The organism is Streptococcus sp. oral taxon 058 str. F0407, from assembly GCF_000235485.1.
Lineage (GTDB): Bacteria > Bacillota > Bacilli > Lactobacillales > Streptococcaceae > Streptococcus.
Genome location: NZ_JH378888.1, coordinates 403616 through 423222, shown reverse-complemented (window position 1 = coordinate 423222; position 19607 = coordinate 403616). Strand labels below are relative to the sequence as shown.

21 protein-coding genes are annotated in these 19607 nt (G+C 39.2%); 20 read left to right on the top strand and 1 reads right to left on the bottom strand.

Annotation, left to right across the window (positions count from 1 at the left end; all coding sequences use genetic code 11):
- Window positions 1-43: 43 nt before the first annotated feature.
- Window positions 44-802, top strand: a complete 759-nt coding sequence (locus tag HMPREF9184_RS06545; RefSeq protein WP_000173370.1) for an ABC transporter ATP-binding protein — start codon at window positions 44-46, stop codon at window positions 800-802.
- A 1-nt stretch (window position 803) separates the two neighbouring features.
- On the top strand, window positions 804-2792 hold the full coding sequence (locus HMPREF9184_RS06540) for an FtsX-like permease family protein (RefSeq protein ID WP_000489366.1): 1989 nt from the start codon (window positions 804-806) through the stop codon (window positions 2790-2792).
- Between the two features lie 41 nt (window positions 2793-2833).
- Here the strand turns inward: HMPREF9184_RS06540 and HMPREF9184_RS06535 are convergent, their stop codons facing one another.
- Window positions 2834-3529: a VIT1/CCC1 transporter family protein gene (locus HMPREF9184_RS06535; protein WP_000138118.1), complete on the bottom strand. Its 696-nt coding sequence runs from the start codon at window positions 3527-3529 to the stop codon at window positions 2834-2836.
- Between the two features lie 234 nt (window positions 3530-3763).
- On the opposite strand from HMPREF9184_RS06535, the gene efeO reads away from it, so the two are divergent.
- From efeO to lacD, 18 genes are all read left to right on the top strand, one after another.
- Complete coding sequence (gene efeO, locus HMPREF9184_RS06530; protein WP_000732988.1) at window positions 3764-4636, top strand: iron uptake system protein EfeO; 873 nt, start codon at window positions 3764-3766, stop codon at window positions 4634-4636.
- A gap of 5 nt (window positions 4637-4641) precedes the next feature.
- Window positions 4642-5856, top strand: a complete 1215-nt coding sequence (gene efeB / locus HMPREF9184_RS06525; protein ID WP_000161920.1) for an iron uptake transporter deferrochelatase/peroxidase subunit — start codon at window positions 4642-4644, stop codon at window positions 5854-5856.
- Window positions 5831-7519: an FTR1 family iron permease gene (locus HMPREF9184_RS06520; protein ID WP_000252114.1), complete on the top strand. Its 1689-nt coding sequence runs from the start codon at window positions 5831-5833 to the stop codon at window positions 7517-7519. Before efeB ends, HMPREF9184_RS06520 begins: the two co-directional genes overlap by 26 nt.
- A complete protein-coding gene (gene tatC, locus HMPREF9184_RS06515; RefSeq protein WP_000379846.1) occupies window positions 7520-8251 on the top strand; it encodes a twin-arginine translocase subunit TatC in 732 nt (243 codons plus the stop codon).
- A complete protein-coding gene (locus HMPREF9184_RS06510) occupies window positions 8235-8405 on the top strand; it encodes a twin-arginine translocase TatA/TatE family subunit (protein ID WP_000512108.1) in 171 nt (56 codons plus the stop codon). The genes tatC and HMPREF9184_RS06510 overlap by 17 nt, the downstream gene beginning before the upstream one ends.
- A gap of 362 nt (window positions 8406-8767) precedes the next feature.
- Window positions 8768-9475, top strand: a complete 708-nt coding sequence (locus tag HMPREF9184_RS06505) for an IspD/TarI family cytidylyltransferase (RefSeq protein ID WP_000638511.1) — start codon at window positions 8768-8770, stop codon at window positions 9473-9475.
- A gap of 4 nt (window positions 9476-9479) precedes the next feature.
- Window positions 9480-10502 (top strand): ribitol-5-phosphate dehydrogenase, encoded by a 1023-nt coding sequence (locus HMPREF9184_RS06500; RefSeq protein WP_000609911.1) that lies wholly within the window; start codon window positions 9480-9482, stop codon window positions 10500-10502.
- A gap of 16 nt (window positions 10503-10518) precedes the next feature.
- Window positions 10519-11376, top strand: a complete 858-nt coding sequence (locus tag HMPREF9184_RS06495) for a phosphotransferase family protein (protein WP_000413090.1) — start codon at window positions 10519-10521, stop codon at window positions 11374-11376.
- A 1-nt stretch (window position 11377) separates the two neighbouring features.
- Window positions 11378-12256 carry a DMT family transporter gene (locus HMPREF9184_RS06490; protein WP_000791846.1) on the top strand — a complete coding sequence of 293 codons (879 nt, stop codon included), beginning with the start codon at window positions 11378-11380 and terminating at the stop codon, window positions 12254-12256.
- An 11-nt stretch (window positions 12257-12267) separates the two neighbouring features.
- Window positions 12268-12957, top strand: coding sequence for a sugar phosphate nucleotidyltransferase (locus HMPREF9184_RS06485; protein WP_000643979.1), 690 nt, complete (start codon window positions 12268-12270; stop codon window positions 12955-12957).
- Between the two features lie 219 nt (window positions 12958-13176).
- Window positions 13177-13653, top strand: a complete 477-nt coding sequence (locus HMPREF9184_RS06480) for a PTS sugar transporter subunit IIA (RefSeq protein ID WP_000521969.1) — start codon at window positions 13177-13179, stop codon at window positions 13651-13653.
- A 37-nt stretch (window positions 13654-13690) separates the two neighbouring features.
- A complete protein-coding gene (locus HMPREF9184_RS06475) occupies window positions 13691-13996 on the top strand; it encodes a PTS sugar transporter subunit IIB (protein WP_000590545.1) in 306 nt (101 codons plus the stop codon).
- A gap of 44 nt (window positions 13997-14040) precedes the next feature.
- On the top strand, window positions 14041-15516 hold the full coding sequence (locus tag HMPREF9184_RS06470) for a PTS galactitol transporter subunit IIC (RefSeq protein WP_000382509.1): 1476 nt from the start codon (window positions 14041-14043) through the stop codon (window positions 15514-15516).
- Between the two features lie 107 nt (window positions 15517-15623).
- Complete coding sequence (locus HMPREF9184_RS09505) at window positions 15624-16520, top strand: aldose 1-epimerase family protein (RefSeq protein WP_000234238.1); 897 nt, start codon at window positions 15624-15626, stop codon at window positions 16518-16520.
- A 293-nt stretch (window positions 16521-16813) separates the two neighbouring features.
- The gene (gene lacA / locus HMPREF9184_RS06460; protein WP_000029277.1) at window positions 16814-17239 is read left to right on the top strand and encodes a galactose-6-phosphate isomerase subunit LacA; all 426 of its coding nucleotides are present in this window, start codon (window positions 16814-16816) and stop codon (window positions 17237-17239) included.
- A 148-nt stretch (window positions 17240-17387) separates the two neighbouring features.
- Window positions 17388-17903, top strand: a complete 516-nt coding sequence (gene lacB, locus HMPREF9184_RS06455; protein WP_001216904.1) for a galactose-6-phosphate isomerase subunit LacB — start codon at window positions 17388-17390, stop codon at window positions 17901-17903.
- Window positions 17904-17913: 10 nt separating this feature from the next.
- Window positions 17914-18843, top strand: a complete 930-nt coding sequence (locus HMPREF9184_RS06450) for a tagatose-6-phosphate kinase (protein ID WP_000604253.1) — start codon at window positions 17914-17916, stop codon at window positions 18841-18843.
- 1 nt (window position 18844) lies between these two features.
- A partial coding sequence (gene lacD / locus HMPREF9184_RS06445; RefSeq protein ID WP_009444299.1) for a tagatose-bisphosphate aldolase occupies window positions 18845-19607 on the top strand: 763 nt, incomplete at its 3' end.

Here is a 19607-nt window from a genome sequence, read left to right as displayed (position 1 = left end):
CAAGCACAATTTCAATTGATGGGATATTAAGAAGGAGAAAATCATGACACTTTTAGATGTAAAACACGTTCAAAAAATCTACAAAACACGTTTTCAAGGCAACCAAGTAGAGGCCCTTAAAGACATTCACTTTACAGTAGAAAAGGGTGACTACGTTGCCATCATGGGAGAATCTGGTTCTGGGAAATCCACCCTACTCAACATCCTAGCGATGCTTGACAAACCAACTCGGGGACAGGTGTATCTAAATGGAACAGACACAGCAACCATTAAAAATTCTCAGGCTTCGAGCTTCCGTCGTGAGAAGTTAGGCTTCGTCTTCCAAGACTTTAACTTACTAGATACCCTGTCTGTTAAGGACAATATCTTGCTTCCCTTGGTCTTGTCAAGAAAGCCCATTACGGAGATGATGAAAAAATTGGTAGTAACCGCTGAAAATTTGGGCATCAACCAATTGCAAGAGAAGTACCCTTATGAGATCTCTGGTGGGCAAAAACAGCGGGTTGCAGTAGCACGCGCCATCATTACCGAGCCTGAAATTCTCCTTGCCGATGAGCCAACAGGAGCCCTTGACTCCAAGTCGTCCGCAGCTCTTCTAGATGTTTTTGATGAAATCAATGAGCGTGGGCAAACCATTCTCATGGTAACCCACTCAACAGCGGCAGCTAGCAGGGCCAAGCGCGTTCTCTTTATCAAGGACGGCATTCTTTACAACCAAATCTACCGTGGAGAAAAGACAGAACGTCAGATGTTCCAAGAAATCTCTGATACCTTGACAGTCATGGCGAGCGAGGTGAATTAGTATGTTTCGATTGACCAATAAGTTAGCGGTATCTAACTTAATCAAAAACCGCAAACTCTACTATCCCTTTGCTTTAGCTGTTCTCCTAGCTGTGACCATCACTTATCTCTTTTACTCATTGACACTTAACCCTAATATTGGCAATATTCGAGGGGGAGAGACTATCTCTATGACGCTTGGTCTTGGGATGGTGATTGTCACTATTGCTTCGGCTATCATTGTCTTTTATGCCAATAGTTTCGTCATGAAAAACCGTTCCAAAGAACTAGGGATTTACGGCATGCTAGGATTAGAAAAACGCCATTTAATCAGCATGGTCTTTAAGGAGCTTCTTATATTTGGTTCCCTAACCTTGACAGCTGGACTTGGCCTAGGAGCTCTCTTTGATAAGCTAATCTTTGCTCTGCTTCTGAAGCTAATGAATATGAAGGTGGAGCTCGTAGCGACTTTCCAACCAAGCGTCTTTATCCTAGTTATCCTTATTTTTGGAGCTATTTTCCTAGGTTTGGTTTTTATCAATGCCTTTCGCATAGCCCGCATGAATGCCCTTCAGCTCTCTCGTGAGAAGGCCAGTGGTGAGAAAAAAGGACGTTTCTTGGGCTTGCAAACGATTCTTGGATTAATCAGTTTGGGTTCAGGATACTACCTAGCAGTGACAGTTGAAAATCCTTTAACTGCACTCATAATTTTCTTTGTAGCAGTCTTGCTGGTAATCTTTGGTACCTATCTCTTGTTTAATGCAGGGATTACAGTATTCCTACAAATCTTGAAGAAAAACAAGCGTTATTATTACCAACCCAACAACATGATTTCCGTATCCAATCTCATCTTCCGTATGAAGAAAAATGCGGTTGGTCTTGCGACGATTGCCATTCTTTCAACCATGGTCTTGGTGACCATGTCTGCTGCAACTAGTATCTTCAAGGCTTCAGAAACCTTCAAGAAATTCATGAATCCACATGATTTTGGAATTTCAGGGCGAAATGTTGATAAAGAAGATTTAGATAAACTTTTGAGTCAGTATGCTAGCGATAAGGGATTAACTGTCACCAAAAAAGAAGTCTTTCGTCACAGCAATTTTGGCATCGAGAGTCAAGATGGAACCAAACTCCGTATCTTTAAAAAGGGGAATAACTTTGTCCAACCGAAAACCATTTTCATGGTCTTTGATCAAAAAGACTATGAAATCATGACTGGTCAAAAACTCTCCCTTTCAGGCAATGAAGTCGGCTTGTTTACTAAGAATAAGGTGCTTGAAGGGCAGAAAGAACTCACTCTAAATGACCAGACTTACACTGTTAAAGAAGAAATTAAAAATGATTTCGTTCTGGAACATGTGCCAAATCAGTTTAACATTCTCACATCTGACTACAATTATCTTGTTGTGCCTAATCTGCAAGCTTTTATTGATCAATATCCGGATTCCTCTCTCTTTGATCAACTTTATGGCGGTATGAATGTAACAGCTAGTGAGGAAGAACAGCTCAAACTCGCTGATGATTTTTCAAAATTCCTTAATAACTTTAATAGAGAATTAAACAAAGAGGGAAGCTATGTATACGGAAGCAATCTGGCTGATAGCAGTGCACAAATCAGTGCCCTCTATGGAGGTGTCTTCTTCATCGGTATCTTCCTCTCTATCATCTTTATGGTTGGAACAGTCCTCGTTATCTATTACAAACAAATCTCTGAGGGCTATGAAGATCGTGAACGCTTTATCATTTTGCAAAAGGTCGGACTCGATCAAAAGCAAATCAAGCAAACTATCAACAAACAGGTCCTAACTGTTTTCTTCCTCCCTTTGCTATTTGCCTTCCTACACCTTGTCTTTGCCTATCATATGCTTAGCCTGATCCTAAAAGTCATTGGGGTACTCGATGCGACCATGATGTTGACCGTTACATTGTCCATCTGTGCTATCTTCCTCATCGTCTACGTTTTGATCTTTATGATTACCTCAAGAAGCTATCGCAAGATTGTGCAAATGTAAAACAAAGATACCTCGAAATTCATCGAGGTATTTCTTTTATCTTAGATACTAAAGAGTTGTCCCAAGAGGAAGGTTACGCCCATGGTGAGAAGTCCGATACAAAGGTTACGGATCATAGCAGTTTTCGTAGGAGCCTTGCCTAGTTTAGCACTGGTATAGCCCGTAATGAGAAGGGAAAGGGCTACGATAAGAACAGTGGCTGGAATACGATAGTCGCTTGGAAAGACGATGATTGAAAGCATGGGAGGAAGACTTCCCAGTACAAAGGCGATAAAGCTAGAGATAGCAGCATGCCAAGGATTAGTAAACTCTTCGTACTCGATTCCATATTTTTCCTCGACCAAGGCTTTGAGTGGATTTTTTAAAAAGGCTTTGTTGGTCAAGAGTTGGGCGGATGTTTCACACTCACCATTTTGAAGGTAAGCAGCATAGAGGGATTGTTTTGCAGATTTGATGTCTTTATCCAAGAGTAATTGCTCTCTAGCGACAGCGGCTTCTTCTGTGTCTTTCTGAGTGGATACAGAGACATATTCGCCACCTGCCATAGAAAAAGCACCAGCGAGGATAGCGGCTAGTCCAGATAAAAAGATAATCCAGATATTGTTTGTCGCACTAGCAACCCCGATAACGACTCCTGCAATGGAAATAATCCCATCATTGGCACCGAGAACACCAGCGCGTAGTATATTGAGTCGCCCTGCAAAGTTTGCATCAATTTCATGTTTCATTTCTGTCATAGTCATCTCCTTTCTCTCCATTATAGAGAAAAGAGAAGTGGAATACAAACTTTTTAAACTATCTGAAAAAAGTTCTACGATTCTAATTTTCAAGCCCTTTTTGACTTTACCGAAAAAGGCTACTTCAAATCCTAAAACATTAAATTTTCTGACAATTTATTGAAAAATGAGTGAAGACATGTTATAATGGAACGTAAAATAAATTCAGGCTTCCTGAACTAATAGGAGTAAACAATGAAAAAACTAGGTTTCGTCCTTTTATCTTCAGCTTTGCTATTGACAGCATGTGCAGTCCGTTTTGAAAAATCTACTGGAACAAGTGATTCCTCTAAGGTGACAGCCCTGTCAGATGACAAACAAAAATTACTTGATAAGGCAACTGCAGATTATAAGACTTTTGTTCAAGGACAAATTGATAAACTCTTAACGGATACAGAAGGTTTTGTCCAGCTTTTAAAAGACGGAAAACTTGAGGAAGCAAAGAAAGCTTATCCACTTGTTCGTATGGCTTACGAACGCTCTGAGCCAATCGCTGAGAGTTTTGGTGAGTCAGATGTTAAGATTGACTTTCGTCTAGCAGACTATGTTGATGAAAACAAGACCGATGAAGGTTGGTCTGGTTTCCACCGTATCGAACGAATCCTCTGGGAAGAAAACACAACTAAGGGGACAGAAAGTTATGGGGAACAATTAGTCAACGATATCAAAGAGTTGAAGGCTAAGGTAGCGACTGTTGAAGTCGATCACAAGATTATGTTGACTGGAGCAGTTGACTTGCTTAATGAAGTAGCAACAAGTAAGATTACTGGTGAAGAGGAAATCTACTCTCATACAGATTTATACGACTTCCGCGCTAATATCGAGGGAGCTGAAAAGATATTCCAACTCTTTAAACCTTTACTAGAAAAATCAGATGCTGATTTAGTTAAAGAATTAGAAGCTGATTTCAAATCGGTTAATAGCTTGTTGGACAAACATATGACAGACAAGGAACACTACAAACTTTATACAGACTTATCAAAAGAAGACACCAAAGAATTGGCTGAAGCCGTGACAAAACTTGGTGAACCTCTATCACAAATGGGCAAATTTCTTGATGGAGAATAAGCAGTATGACTAAGAAAGACGAAAATTTTTTTGAGAAAAAAATGGACCGTCGAGAATTTCTAAAAAAAGCGGGTATTGGAGGTGCTGGGCTAGCGCTCGGTCTCTCCGGTGCCTCCGCTTTTTTAGCACCTAGGTTAGACAAACAGGAAAAAATCTCGTACGGTAATGAAAAGATTGACTTTTATGGGAAACACCAAGCGGGTATCACGACCCCTATGCAGAAGAATATTTATTTTGTTGTCCTAGATCTGCATACGACAGATAAAGATAAGATTATCCAGCTTTTTAAGGATTGGACAGATTATAGTAGCAAGTTGGTAGAAGGAGAACTGGTCAAAAAAGATGGTCAGAATGCCCTCTTGCCACCTAGTGATACTGGAGAAACCGTGGGGCTAAATCCTCATCGTTTAACGCTGACTTTTGGTGTGTCTGCTAGTTTCCTGAAAAAGATGAAATTAGAGCAAAAACGTCCTCAACTTTTTAAGGATTTACCCCCCTTCCCCAAAGAGCAGCTGCGTGAAAAATATACTGGAGGAGATATTGTTATCCAAGCCTGTGCAGATGACGAGCAAGTTGCTTTTCATGCTATTCGAAACCTTATCCGTAAAGGGAGAAATGCGGTGACCCTCCGTTGGAGCCAATCTGGATTTGCTGCTATCGGAGATCGTCTGGAGACACCACGCAATCTTTTTGGTTTCAAGGACGGAACTGCTAATGTGACCAAAGAAAAGGATTTTGATCGTGTTGTCTGGGCTGACAGCAAGGACTGGATGGAAAATGGATCCTATATGGCCGTTCGTCGCATCCAGATGTTTCTCGATACTTGGGATCGAACCAATCTTGAAGAGCAAGAAAATACCTTCGGTCGCTACAAGGAAAGTGGTGCTCCATTTGGTAAAAAGAATGAGTTTGATGAAGTGGATTTGAGTCTTTTACCAGATGATTCGCATGTTCGATTAGCCAAAGAGGTAGATAAGCCGCTCTTACGACGATCTTATTCATACTCGGATGGAATTGATGATAAGACTGGACAATTTGACACAGGTTTACTCTTTATCTCTTTCCAAAAGGATCCAGATCATTTTGTCAAGGTTCAAACCAACCTCGGAGCTACAGACAAGATGAATGAGTATGTAACCCACATCGGTAGCGGTCTTTTTGCCTGCTTTGGTGGAGTAGAGAAAGGAGGCTATATTGGTCAGAAATTATTGGAAGACTAGTATTTGTCTTTTTGCTTTGTCTTTTCTCTTGTTAGCTATGTCTCCTGTTCGTGCTAAGGAAAGTCTAAGTTCTTATTTTGTGAAGATTACGGATGCCTCTCAGGCTCTAAAAAATGGAAATCAGGCAGAAGCTAAAGCCCTAGTTAGAGAAATGGCGACGGATTTTGAAAAAGTAGAACATGCTGATTCGGATGCTGGAAAGGTTGTCAAGGAGAAACTTGCTCTTTCAGGGGAAATTAGTGAAGAAAATTTGACACAAATCTCTTCTGCTCTTCTAGCTTTTGAAAAAGAACAAAATCCAATAGATCTGAATGCAGAGAAGGAAAAACTTGTCAGTCGCTTAAGACCACGTTTTGAGACTTTGGATAAGGCAATTTCTTCCAAAGACATAGAGCAAATTCGAGAAGCCTATAAAAAGATGAATTCAACTTGGACGATCAATGAGAGTGTTGTCCGAGACAACAGTACAAGTCATTATGGTCAAGTAGAAACTGCTATCTCTTTCTTACGCAGTAGTATCGAAACGGAGCCGACAGATTATGATGCTATCCAGTCTTCTTTTAATGACTTAAAAACTGCCATTGATAACTTCGTAGCTGGTAAAGAAGTGGCGAAAACTTCCTCTAATCTAAGTCTCAAAGATGGCATCGAGCTTCTCAAAAAAGCCTTGGAAGAATTTAAATCTGGAGATCAGACTGCAGGGGCAGCTACCATGAAAGAGTTTATCACAATTTGGCCGACAGTTGAAGGAACCGTTAGAACAACCAATCCTTCCCTCTACACCCGAGTCGAAAGTGAAAGTCCTGTAATCATGGTCAAGGGAAGTGAGAAGGATTATCAAGAAAAATTAGAAAATCTGATTGCGGATTTATCTCAAATTGATACCAATGCAAGCTACAATGCTTTTGATGCTATGCTCATTCTCCTACGAGAAGGAGTGGAGGCTCTCTTAATCGTCATGGCCCTAGTCACAACTTTAAAAGCAGTCAAGATGCGCAAAGGACTCAAGTGGGTATATGGTGGAGCGATAACAGGAATCATTGCCAGTCTAGTGATTGCATTTATACTCCAAATTGCCTTTCCTGCTGTAACATCAGGGGCCAATCGTGAAATCATCGAGGGAGTTATTGGTATTTTTGCAGTAGCGATGATGCTTTTGATCGGTATCTGGCTTCACAGTAAATCCTCAGTCAAAAAATGGAATGACTTTATGGATTCGCAGATGAAAACTGTGACCAAAACAGGTTCATTCATTTCCATGTTTGCTCTTAGTTTTCTAGCAGTTTTTCGTGAAGGGGCAGAGACCATTCTATTCTACGTAGGAATTTTACCGAGAATATCTCGTTTTGAGTTTATCCTAGGTATTTCTCTAGCTTTGTTAGTCTTGTTGATTATTGCATTTCTGATGAACAAGGCCAGTCAATTTTTCCTACCTCATAAGGTTTTCTTCCTACTGACGTGGATGATTTATGTTCTTGCCTTCAAGATGCTAGGCGTTAGCGTACATGCTCTCCAGCTGACCGATATGGCACCTAACCACTTATTGCCTGGTTTCCCTACTATCGACCTATTGGGCATCTATCCAAGTTGGGAAGGTTTAGGAAGTCAGCTAGTCTTTTTGATAATTGTTTTGGTTGTCACATTGAGACAGGGTGATAAGTAGATGGATACAAAAGAATTGACAATTATTGAACATCTGGTAGAATTTAGAAAGAGATTCATTGCTGTTATAGCCTGCTTTTTTATAGTTTTCTGCGGAGCTTTATTGTTTGCAGATCAGCTATACTATTATCTAACTCAGTCCTTTAATCAAAAGTTGATTGTATTAGGTCCAAATGATATTTTGTGGATTTATTTGCGCTTGGCGAGTCTGATGTCCTTTACCATTACGCTACCTTTTACAGTCTATCAGATTTGGAGTTTTATCAAACCAGGATTGAAAACAGAAGAAGCAAGAGCAATCTTTGCCTATATTCCAGCTAGTTTTATTTGCTTTCTGCTTGGACTAGCCTTTGGATTCTACTTTGTAACGCCTGCCTTACTTCAAGTGCTTTTAGGACTTGGGGAAGGATTATTTGAAACTCAATTAACGGCGCAGAACTACTTAGACTTTGTTTTTCAAACAACTATCCCTTTGGCGTTCATCTTTGAATTGCCAGTCATCATTGCTTTTTTAACATCGATTGGCTTGATTGGACCAGGGCTCTTAGTTACCTATAGACGTTATGCATACTTTATTTTATTGGTACTAGCTGTTATTTTGACACCAGCTGATTTTATTAGCGATCTAGCCATGACAATTCCTTTAATCTCGCTCTATGAGCTTAGTATTGTAATTAGCAAGAGGATAATAAAGAAAAAAATGAAAGGAGAAAAGAATGGGAATCTTACGTGATATCGGTGCTCCAGGATTGATTATCATCGTTCTAGGTGCACTCTTAATCTTTGGACCAAAACGTTTACCAGAACTTGGTGAATCAATTGGTAAAATGCTGTCTGAGTTTAAAAAGGCAGTTAAAGGAGCTGGTGACCAAGATCAGGAAAAGTAAACTACTCTGTCATCATAGATAAAAACAAGAAAGTTAGGGACTGTAGCTGTCTAGACAAATTGAACAGTTTCCTAGCTTATTTTTGTATTCTAAAAAATGTATTTAAGTTTTCTTTAAGGTTTCTATTATATCCTAAAGAACTCTATGTTAACCGAACGTTAAATGGATAATATAGAGGATAACCTAATTTTATTTTTTAATCTGTTATGATGTTTTCGATTTTAGTTGGAGAATGTTCATTTTTTAGTATAAATAGTGAGTTAATTCCACTAAATGATTCTCTGTCTTTTCTTCATGATAAAGATAGATTGTGATATAATAGATGGTAATGAGTTTTTTAGAATAAATAAAGGAGAAAATATATGATCTATGCAGGAATCCTAGCCGGAGGAACTGGCACACGCATGGGAATCAGTAATTTACCGAAACAATTTTTGGAGTTGGGTGATCGTCCTATTTTGATTCACACAATCGAAAAATTTGTCTTGGAGCCAAGCATTGAAAAAATTGTAGTTGGAGTTCATGGAGATTGGGTATCACACGCTGAGGACTTAGTTGACAAGTATCTTTCTCTCCACAAGGATCGTATCATCATTACCAAGGGTGGTGCTGATCGCAATAGCAGTATTGAGAAGATTATAGAAGCCATTGATGCCTACCGTCCAATTACTCCAGAAGATATCGTGATTACCCACGACTCTGTTCGTCCATTTATCACGCTCCGCATGATTCAGGACAATATCAAACTCGCTCAAAATCATGATGCAGTTGACACAGTAGTAGAAGCGGTTGACACCATTGTTGAAAGCACTAATGGCCAGTTTATCACGGATATTCCAAATCGTGCTCACCTCTATCAAGGTCAAACACCTCAAACCTTCCGCTGCAAGGATTTCATGGATCTGTATGGTTCCCTATCTGATCAAGAAAAGGAAATCCTGACGGATGCATGTAAGATTTTTGTTATTAAAGGGAAAGACGTTGCCCTAGCAAAAGGGGAATACTCAAACCTTAAAATCACAACAGTAACTGACTTGAAAATCGCGAAAAGCATGATTGAGAAAGACTAAGGATATGATTAATCAAATTTATCAACTGACCAAACCAAAGTTTATCAATGTAAAATACCAAGAAGAGGACATTGATCAGGAGAATCATATCCTTATTCGTCCTAATTATATGGCGGTTTGTCATGCGGATCAACGTTACTATCAAGGGAAACGCGATCCAAAGGTATTGGCTAAAAAGCTTCCTATGGCTATGATTCACGAGTCTTGTGGAACGGTTATTTCAGATCCAACTGGGACTTATGAAGTTGGCCAAAAGGTAGTTATGATTCCGAATCAACCGCCTATGCAGAGTGATAAGGAGTTCTACGAGAACTACATGACTGGAACCTACTTCCTATCTAGTGGTTATGATGGCTTTATGAGAGAATTTGTCTTTCTTCCAAAAGACCGAGTTGTTTCTTATAATGACATCGAAGATACAGTTGCAGCCATTACCGAGTTTGTGAGTGTGGGTATGCATGCTATGGATCGTTTCTTAAATCTTGCCCACAGCAAACGAGAGCGTATCGCTGTTATCGGAGATGGTAGTTTGGCCTTTGTGGTTGCCAATATTATCAATTACACTCTACCAGAAGCAGAGATTATCGTGATTGGTCGCCATTGGGAAAAACTAGAGCTCTTCTCTTTTGCAAAAGAGTGCTACATCACTGATAATATTCCTGAGGATCTGACCTTTGATCATGGATTTGAATGTTGTGGTGGCGATGGAACAGGACCAGCTATCAATGATTTGATTCGTTACATTCGCCCACAAGGAACGATTCTCATGATGGGAGTGAGCGAGTACAAGGTCAATATCAATACACGAGATGCTTTAGAAAAAGGTTTATTATTGGTTGGTTCATCACGATCAGGACGGATTGATTTTGAAAATGCAATTCAGATGATGGAAGTTAAAAAGTTTGCGAATCGTCTGAAAAATATCCTTTATATTGAAGAACCAGTGAGAGAAATCAAGGATATTCACCGAGTCTTTGCTACAGACCTAAATACTGCTTTTAAAACAGTGTTCAAGTGGGAAGTGTAGAAGATGGAGGTAAATTGTGGAGAAACTCATCAAAGAAAAAATCTCTTCCTTGCTATCTGAGGAAGAGGGAGTCCTCAGTGTTGAACAACTGGGGGGCATGACCAATCAGAATTATTTGGTTAAAACAACTTCTAAACCCTATATCGTTAAATTTTTCGGGAAAGGGACTGAAAAGCTCATCAATCGTCAAGATGAAAAATACAATCTTGAATTGTTGAAAGATTTGAATCTTGATGTCAAAAATTATCTTTTTGATATTGATTCAGGGATTAAGGTAAATGAATACATTGAATCTGCAACAACGCTTGATTCCAATTCGATCAAGACCAAGTTTGAAAAGATTTCACCGATTCTACAGACCATTCATGCATCAGGCAAAGAACTAAGAGGGGAATTTGCACCTTTTGAGGAAATCAAAAAATACGAAGCCCTGATTGAGGGAAATATCCCTTACGCCAACTATGAAGCTGTACGAAAAGAAGTTTTTTCACTAGAGAAAAGACTGGCTGACTTAGGTGTTGACAGAAAGTCTTGCCATATCGATTTGGTTCCAGAAAACTTTATCGAGTCTCCCCAAGGACGCATGTATTTGATTGACTGGGAATACTCTTCTATGAATGACCCAATGTGGGATTTGGCAGCTCTCTTTTTGGAGTCTGAATTTACAAAGCAAGAGGAAGAAGATTTCCTAACCTACTATGAGAGTGACAAAACTCCAGTATCTCGTGAAAAGATTCGAATCTATAAAATTTTGCAAGATACCATCTGGAGTTTGTGGACAGTGTACAAAGAAGCTCAAGGTGCTGACTTTGGAGATTATGGTGTGAGTCGTTACCAAAGAGCTGTTGACGGTTTGACCTATTATGGAGGTTAGGATGAAGAATAAAAATGGTGTTTCTTTCGGTCTGCTCTCAGGGATCTTCTGGGGGCTAGGTCTGACAATCAGTTCTTATATCTTTTCAGTTTTTACCAATCTTTCTCCTTTTGTGGTGGCAGCTGCTCATGATTTCTTGAGTATCTTTATCTTGTTAGCTTTTCTTTTGGTAAAAGAAGGGAAAGTTCGCTTTTCAATTTTCCTAAATATCCGAAATGTCAGTGTTATTATCGGTGCCTTGCTAGCTGGACCTATTGGCATGCAGGCCAATCTTTATGCGGTTAAATATATTGGTAGTTCTCTTGCGTCTTCAGTATCAGCTATCTACCCAGCAGTTTCTGTTTTGCTAGCATTTTTCATTTTGAAACACAAGATATCTAAGAATACTGTCTTTGGTATTTTGTTGATTATCGCTGGTATTATTGCCCAGACTTACAAAGTTGAGCAGGTTAATTCTTTTTATATCGGAATCCTTTGTGCATTAGTTTGTGCCATCGCTTGGGGAAGTGAAAGTGTTCTTAGTTCCTATGCTATGGAAAGTGAATTAAGTGAAATTGAAGCCTTGTTAATCCGCCAAGTAACCTCATTCTTGTCATACCTTGTCATTGTACTTTTTTCTCATCATTCATTTGCAGAAGTAGCAGATGGACAATTGCTCGGTTTGATGTTAGTCTTTGCAGCATGTAATATGATTTCTTACTTAGCTTACTACATTGCTATCAACCGTTTACAACCTGCAAAAGCAACTGGTTTGAACGTAAGCTATGTCGTATGGACAGTATTGTTCTCAGCAATGCTTTTAGGTACACCACTCGATATGGTGACCATTATTACATCGCTTGTTGTCATGGCTGGTGTTTATATTATTATTAAAGAATAAAGGAGATTCGTGTGAAAGCGATTATTTTAGCAGCGGGCTTAGGAACTCGTCTGCGCCCTATGACTGAAAATACCCCAAAAGCTTTGGTTAGGGTTAATCAAAAACCCTTGGTAGAATACCAAATCGAGTTTTTGAAAGAGAGAGGAATTGATGAGATTATCATCGTTGTCGGATACCTCAAAGAACAATTTGACTACCTAAAAGAAAAATATGGTGTTCGTTTAGTCTTCAACGACAAGTATGCAGATTACAACAACTTTTACTCACTTTATCTCGTTAAAGAAGACTTGGCTAACAGCTATGTGATTGATGCGGATAACTATCTTTTCAAAAATATGTTTAGAAACGATCTTAAACGTTCGACCTATTTCAGTGTTTATCGTGAAGACTGTGAGAATGAATGGTTCTTGGTTTATAGTGATGACTATAAAGTTCAAGACATCATCGTTGATAGCAAGGCTGGTCGTATTCTGAGCGGCGTATCATTCTGGGATGCTCCAACTGCAGAAAAGATTGTTGGCTTTATTGACAAAGCTTATGCAAGCGGCGAATTTGTTGATCTCTATTGGGATAACATGGTTAAAGATAACATTAAAGAACTAGATGTGTATGTCGAAGAATTAGAAGGTAACAGCATCTATGAAATCGATAGTGTCAAGGACTATCAAAAGCTAGAAGAAATTTTATCTTCCATTAACTAAATAACATTAGAATTAGTAACAAAAAGACCCATTTTGGTCTTTTTTTGTTTGAAATGCACGAAAATAGAATTTAAAAAGATTGTTTGATAATGATTGTAATTAATTAAAAAAACACAATCAACAAAAAAGAAACAAAATAAAACAAAAAGTATTGACAACGATTTCATAGATGCTGTTATACTTATAAAGTAAAAGTTAATTGAAAGAAGGGAAACTGTTATGGGATTAGATCATTTCTTTGACAAAGACCTCGTGTTTTGCTTAGAAGCGGATAATCAAGAACAACTCTTTGATCAGGTAGCAACCTTATTGGAAGAACGAAAAATCGTGACTCCAACTTATCGTGAAGCCTTGATCACGCGTGAAAAGTCATTTCCAACTGGCTTAGACATGGAATTTCTGGGGAAGGACTTGCCAAATGTAGCGATTCCTCATACAGATATTGTTCATAATCTAGCTGAGAAAGTGGTGGTTGTTCGATTAGAAAAACCAGTAACTTTTCACAATATGATTGTTCCTGATAGAGAAGTGGAAGTATCTCTACTCTTCTTTATCATTAACAATTCAAGTTCGAGTCAAACAAATATTCTTGCTCAGTTGATGGACTTTTTCACAGGAAATGGCCATCTGGAAGATTTATCAAAAATTTCTGAACCAGAAAAACTTTATGCTTATATCTCTGAAGCAACAGCTTAATCTTGTATATTAAAAAATAAAATCGGAGGAAATCCTAATGATTAAAATTCTCGCTGCCTGCGGTGCAGGTGTAAACTCAAGTCACCAAATCAAAAGTGCTCTTGAAGAAGAACTCGCAAACCGCGGGTACGATGTTCACTGCGATGCAGTTATGGTAAAAGATGTGAATGAAGATCTTATCAAAGGATATGATATCTTTACACCAATCGCTGCAACTGACCTTGGTTTTGAACCAGGGATTCCAGTGATTGAAGCTGGACCAATCTTGTTCCGTATTCCAGCAATGAGCGCTCCAGTATTTGACAATATTGAGGCAGCTATCAAAGAACACGGACTAAGTTAATTATTATTTTGTAAGATTCCATAAAAATAAAGGGAGGAACTATTATGGATGTCATTATCGAACTAGCCAATAAGATTTTCAAGCCAGTCTTGGAAATGGGTGGTCCTATCATCATGCTGATCATCTTGACAGTATTGGCTCTACTTTTTGGAGTGAAATTCTCCAAAGCGCTTGAAGGTGGTATCAAACTTGCCATCGCTCTTACTGGTATCGGTGCTATCATCGGTATGCTCAACGGAGCTTTCTCAGCATCTCTTGCGAAATTCGTTGAAAACACTGGTATCCAATTGAACATCACTGACGTTGGTTGGGCACCACTTGCAACCATCACTTGGGGTTCTGCATGGACACTTTACTTCTTGCTTGTGATGTTGATTGTCAACGTTGTGATGCTTGCAATGAAGAAAACGGACACACTGGACGTCGATATCTTTGATATCTGGCACTTGTCAATCACTGGTCTTTTGATCAAATGGTATGCAGACAACAATGGTGTTAGCCAAGGAGTTTCACTTTTCATCGCAACTGCAGCAGTTGTCCTTGTAGGTGTTTTGAAAATCATCAACTCTGACTTGATGAAACCAACATTCGACGACCTTCTTAATGCACCAAGTTCATCACCAATGACTTCAACTCACATGAACTACATGATGAACCCGGTTATCATGGTTTTGGATAAGATCTTCGATAAAGTATTGCCAGGTCTTGATAAATACGACTTTGATGCTGCAAAATTGAACAAGAAAATCGGTTTCTGGGGATCTAAATTCTTCATCGGTTTTATCCTTGGTATCGTTATTGGTTTGATGGGAACTCCACACCCAGTTGCTGGTGTAGAAGGAGCCGATAAATGGGAACTTGTTATTAAAGGTTGGTTGAGCCTTGGTTTGACCGCCGGTGTCTGCTTGGAACTCTTCTCACTTATCGGATCTTGGTTCATCGCAGCTGTAGAACCACTTTCACAAGGTATTACAAACGTTGCTACTAAACGTCTTCAAGGACGTAAATTCAACATCGGTCTTGACTGGCCTTTCATCGCTGGTCGTGCGGAAATCTGGGCTTGTGCCAACGTACTTGCTCCAATCATGCTAGTAGAAGCAGTGCTTCTTTCAAACGTCGGAAATGGTATCTTGCCACTTGCAGGTATCATTGCTATGGGTGTAACTCCAGCTCTCTTGGTTGTTACACGTGGTAAATTGCTCCGTATGATTATCTTCGGAACACTCTTGTTGCCTCTCTTCCTTCTTTCAGGTACTCTTATCGCTCCATTTGCAACTGAACTTGCGAAAGGTGTAGGTGCCTTCCCAGAAGGTGTGAGCCAAACTCAATTGATCACTCACTCAACTCTTGAAGGACCAATCGAAAAACTATTTGGTTGGGCAATCGGTAATGCTACAACAGGTGATATCAAAGCAATCCTTGGTGCAGCAGCCTTCCTTGTATTCTATGTAGGTATCTTTGCTTGGTATAGAAAACAAATGATCAAACGTAACGAAGAATACGCAGCAAATGCTAAATAATTCGCTCCTATAAAATGTAAATTGTGAAAACTAGGTTGTCAATTTCCGACATTGGGAGTGGCAACCTAGTTTTTTATATAAAAATCTAAAAATAGTTGGAGAACATTATGGTAATTGAAGTAAAATCAGACCAGTTAACGGTCCAGTTTAAAACCTTAGGTGGCGCATTGTCATCGATCAAAGACCGAGATGGCATTGAGTACTTGTGGCAAGGAGATGCCACCTATTGGAGTGGACAAGCTCCTGTACTTTTTCCAATCTGTGGCTCTTTGAGAGAGGATACAGCCTTCTATAGTCATGCAGATGAGACGGAAACAAAAGGAAGCATTCCGCGTCATGGTTTAGTCCGTAAAAATGAATTTGAATTAGTTGACCAAACAGAAAATAGTGTAACTTTTGCGATCGAAGATGATGAGAATACTTATCAAAACTATCCTTATCATTTCCGTCTTGAAATCACTTATCTAGTGACCGGCAAGACTGTTCGTACTCAATACAAGATTTTCAACAAAGAAACGAATAAAGTCATGCCATTCTTCATAGGAGGACATCCAGGATTTAATTGTCCTCTACTTGATGATGAGGTTTATGAAGATTACTATTTGGAGTTTGAAAAAGAAGAGACTTGCTCTGTTCCTCGTCCTTTCCCAGAAACTGGACTCTTAGACTTCCAAGATAGGAGTTCATGGTTGGTTTCTCAAAATAAAGTTGATCTCAGTTACGAACTATTCAATGTTGATGCAGTGACACTTGATGAGTTGCAATCTAGAACAATTGCGCTCCGTTCGCGGAAGCATGAGAAGGGATTGAAAGTAAACTTCCAAGAGTTTCCTAATCTCATCATTTGGTCTACCCTAAATAAAGGTCCTTTCATCGCTTTTGAACCCTGGTCAGGCTTATCAACTTCACTTGAAGAAGGAAATCATTTAGAAGATAAAAAGAATGTTCGTCTCTTAGAAGCAGGTGAAGTCGATCAGATTGGTTTTGAGATCGAAATCTTATAATTTTTTTAAAAAAAAACACAGAAACAAACATTTACTGTTGACTTTTGCGTAAAATAGGAGTATATTATGTTTGTAAGCAACAAATGATGTTTGCAACAAACAAACAATCACTTGTTATATTCTTTCTGATTGAGGGAGTATCATTTCTAGGACCTTGATTTCCTAGACTTGGATAAGCTATCGAACAGCTTATTCAATTAAGTTGTCAATAAACTGCTAGAAAGCCTTTTGTACTTATAATACTAGCTATAAAAGTCTTTACTAGCCTAGAATAATAAAAAGGAGTATACAATATGTCTATTGTTATCGGTGCAGATGCTGCAGGTTTGAGATTGAAAGAAGTTGTGAAAGACTTCTTGGAAAAAGAAAACTTCCACGTTGTGGATGTTACAGCTGAAGGTCAAGATTTTGTTGATGTGACTCTTGCTGTTGCTGCAGAAGTAAACAAAGAAGAACAAAATCTTGGTATCGTGATTGACGCTTATGGTGCTGGTCCTTTCATGGTTGCAACTAAAATCAAAGGAATGGTTGCTGCAGAAGTTTCAGATGAACGTTCAGCCTATATGACTCGTGGACACAACAACTCACGTATGATCACTATGGGTGCACAACTTGTTGGTGATGAATTGGCCAAAAACATTGCTAAAGGTTTTGTTAATGGTAAATACGACGGTGGACGTCACCAGATTCGTGTCGACATGTTGAACAAAATGTGCTAATACTCTTCAAAAATCAAGATAATCTGTTGTCAGCTCGCCTTAGCTAACTTCAGTTATGCTCGCAGCTCGCTTCCTAAGCTAATCTTGATTTTTATTGAGTAAGGATAAATGATTTTAGATTTATACAATTAATTGGAGGGAATAACTAATGAGAATTGCAATCGGATGTGACCACATCGTAACAGATGAAAAAATGGCGGTTTCAGAATTTTTGAAATCAAAAGGACATGAAGTCATTGACTTTGGTACTTACGATCATGCGCGAACACACTACCCAATCTTTGGTAAAAAAGTTGGTGAAGCTGTAACTAGCGGCCAAGCTGATCTTGGGGTTTGTATCTGTGGTACAGGTGTTGGTATCAATAACGCTGTTAACAAAGTTCCAGGTGTACGCTCTGCCTTGGTTCGTGATATGACAACAGCCCTTTATGCTAAAGAGCAATTGAATGCCAACGTTATCGGTTTTGGTGGTAAAATTACTGGTGAATTGCTTATGTGCGATATCATCGAAGCTTTCATCAATGCTGAATACAAACCATCAGAAGAAAACAAAAAATTGATTGCTAAAATCGAGCATGTTGAAACTCACAATGCTCATCAAGCAGATGCAAACTTCTTTACAGAATTCCTTGAAAAATGGGATCGTGGTGAATACCACGACTAAGAGGTGACGCATGATTTTAACAGTCACAATGAATCCATCCATTGATATTTCTTATCCTTTGGATGAATTGAAAATTGATACTGTCAACCGTGTGGTGGACGTGACCAAGACAGCTGGTGGTAAAGGGCTCAATGTTACGCGAGTTCTTTCAGAATTTGGTGATTCTGTTGCTGCTACTGGTTTAGTTGGTGGCAAGCTTGGTGAATTCTTGGTAGAACATATCGATGATAAAGTAACGAAAGATTTCTTCTCAATTCAAGGAGAGACTCGTAACTGTATCGCTATTCTGCATGGAGACAATCAAACAGAAATCCTTGAAAAAGGGCCCGAAGTTCTGGAACAAGAAGGTCAAGATTTCTTGGCTCATTTCGAGAAACTTCTTGACACTGTAGAAGTAGTAGCCATCTCAGGTAGTCTTCCAGCTGGCCTTCCAGTTGATTACTATGCGAGCTTAGTAGAACTTGCTAATAAAGCAGAGAAACCTGTTGTTCTAGACTGCTCAGGTGCGGCTCTTCAGGCTGTTCTTGAATCATCACATAAACCAACAGTAATCAAACCAAATAATGAGGAATTGTCTCAGCTTCTAGGAAGAGAAGTTTCTGAGGATTTGAATGAATTAAAAGAAGTCCTTCAAGAGCCTCTATTTGCAGGAATTGAATGGATTATCGTTTCACTTGGTGCAAATGGTGCCTTTGCCAAACATGGTGATACTTTCTACAAGGTAGATATTCCAAGAATTCAGGTAGTTAATCCAGTTGGATCTGGAGATTCTACTGTGGCAGGAATTTCTTCAGGACTTCTTCATAAGGAATCTGATCAAGAACTCCTCATCAAGGCCAATGTCCTTGGTATGCTCAATGCCCAAGAAAAGATGACAGGTCATGTCAATATGGCTAACTATCAAGCTTTATATGATCAATTAATAGTAAAAGAGGTATAAAATGGCTTTAACAGAACAAAAACGTGCATGCTTAGAAAAACTTTCAGATGAAAATGGAATCATCTCAGCTCTTGCCTTTGACCAACGTGGTGCTTTGAAACGCCTTATGGCTCAATACCAAATAGAAGAACCAACTGTCGCTCAAATGGAAGAACTTAAAGTATTAGTAGCTGATGAATTGACAAAATACGCATCATCTATGCTCCTTGACCCTGAGTATGGACTTCCAGCTACAAAAGCGCTTGATGCAAATGCTGGTCTTCTCCTTGCCTATGAAAAAACTGGTTACGACACAACTAGCACCAAACGCTTGCCTGACTGCTTGGATGTTTGGTCTGCAAAACGTATCAAGGAACAAGGTGCAGATGCTGTTAAGTTCTTGCTTTACTACGATGTAGACAGCGCTGACGAGCTCAATCAACAAAAACAAGCCTACATCGAACGTATTGGTTCTGAGTGTGTGGCAGAAGACATTCCCTTCTTCCTTGAAATTCTTGCTTACGATGAAAAGATTGCGGACGCAGGTTCTGCAGAGTACGCTAAAGTGAAACCACACAAGGTTATCGGTGCTATGAAGGTCTTCTCAGACCCACGCTTCAATATCGATGTCTTGAAAGTTGAAGTTCCAGTTAATGTCAAATACGTTGAAGGTTTTGGCGATGGTGAAATCGTGTATACTCGTGAAGAAGCAGCAGCCTTCTTCAAAGCTCAAGATGAAGCAACAAACTTGCCATACATCTACTTGAGTGCGGGAGTGTCAGCTA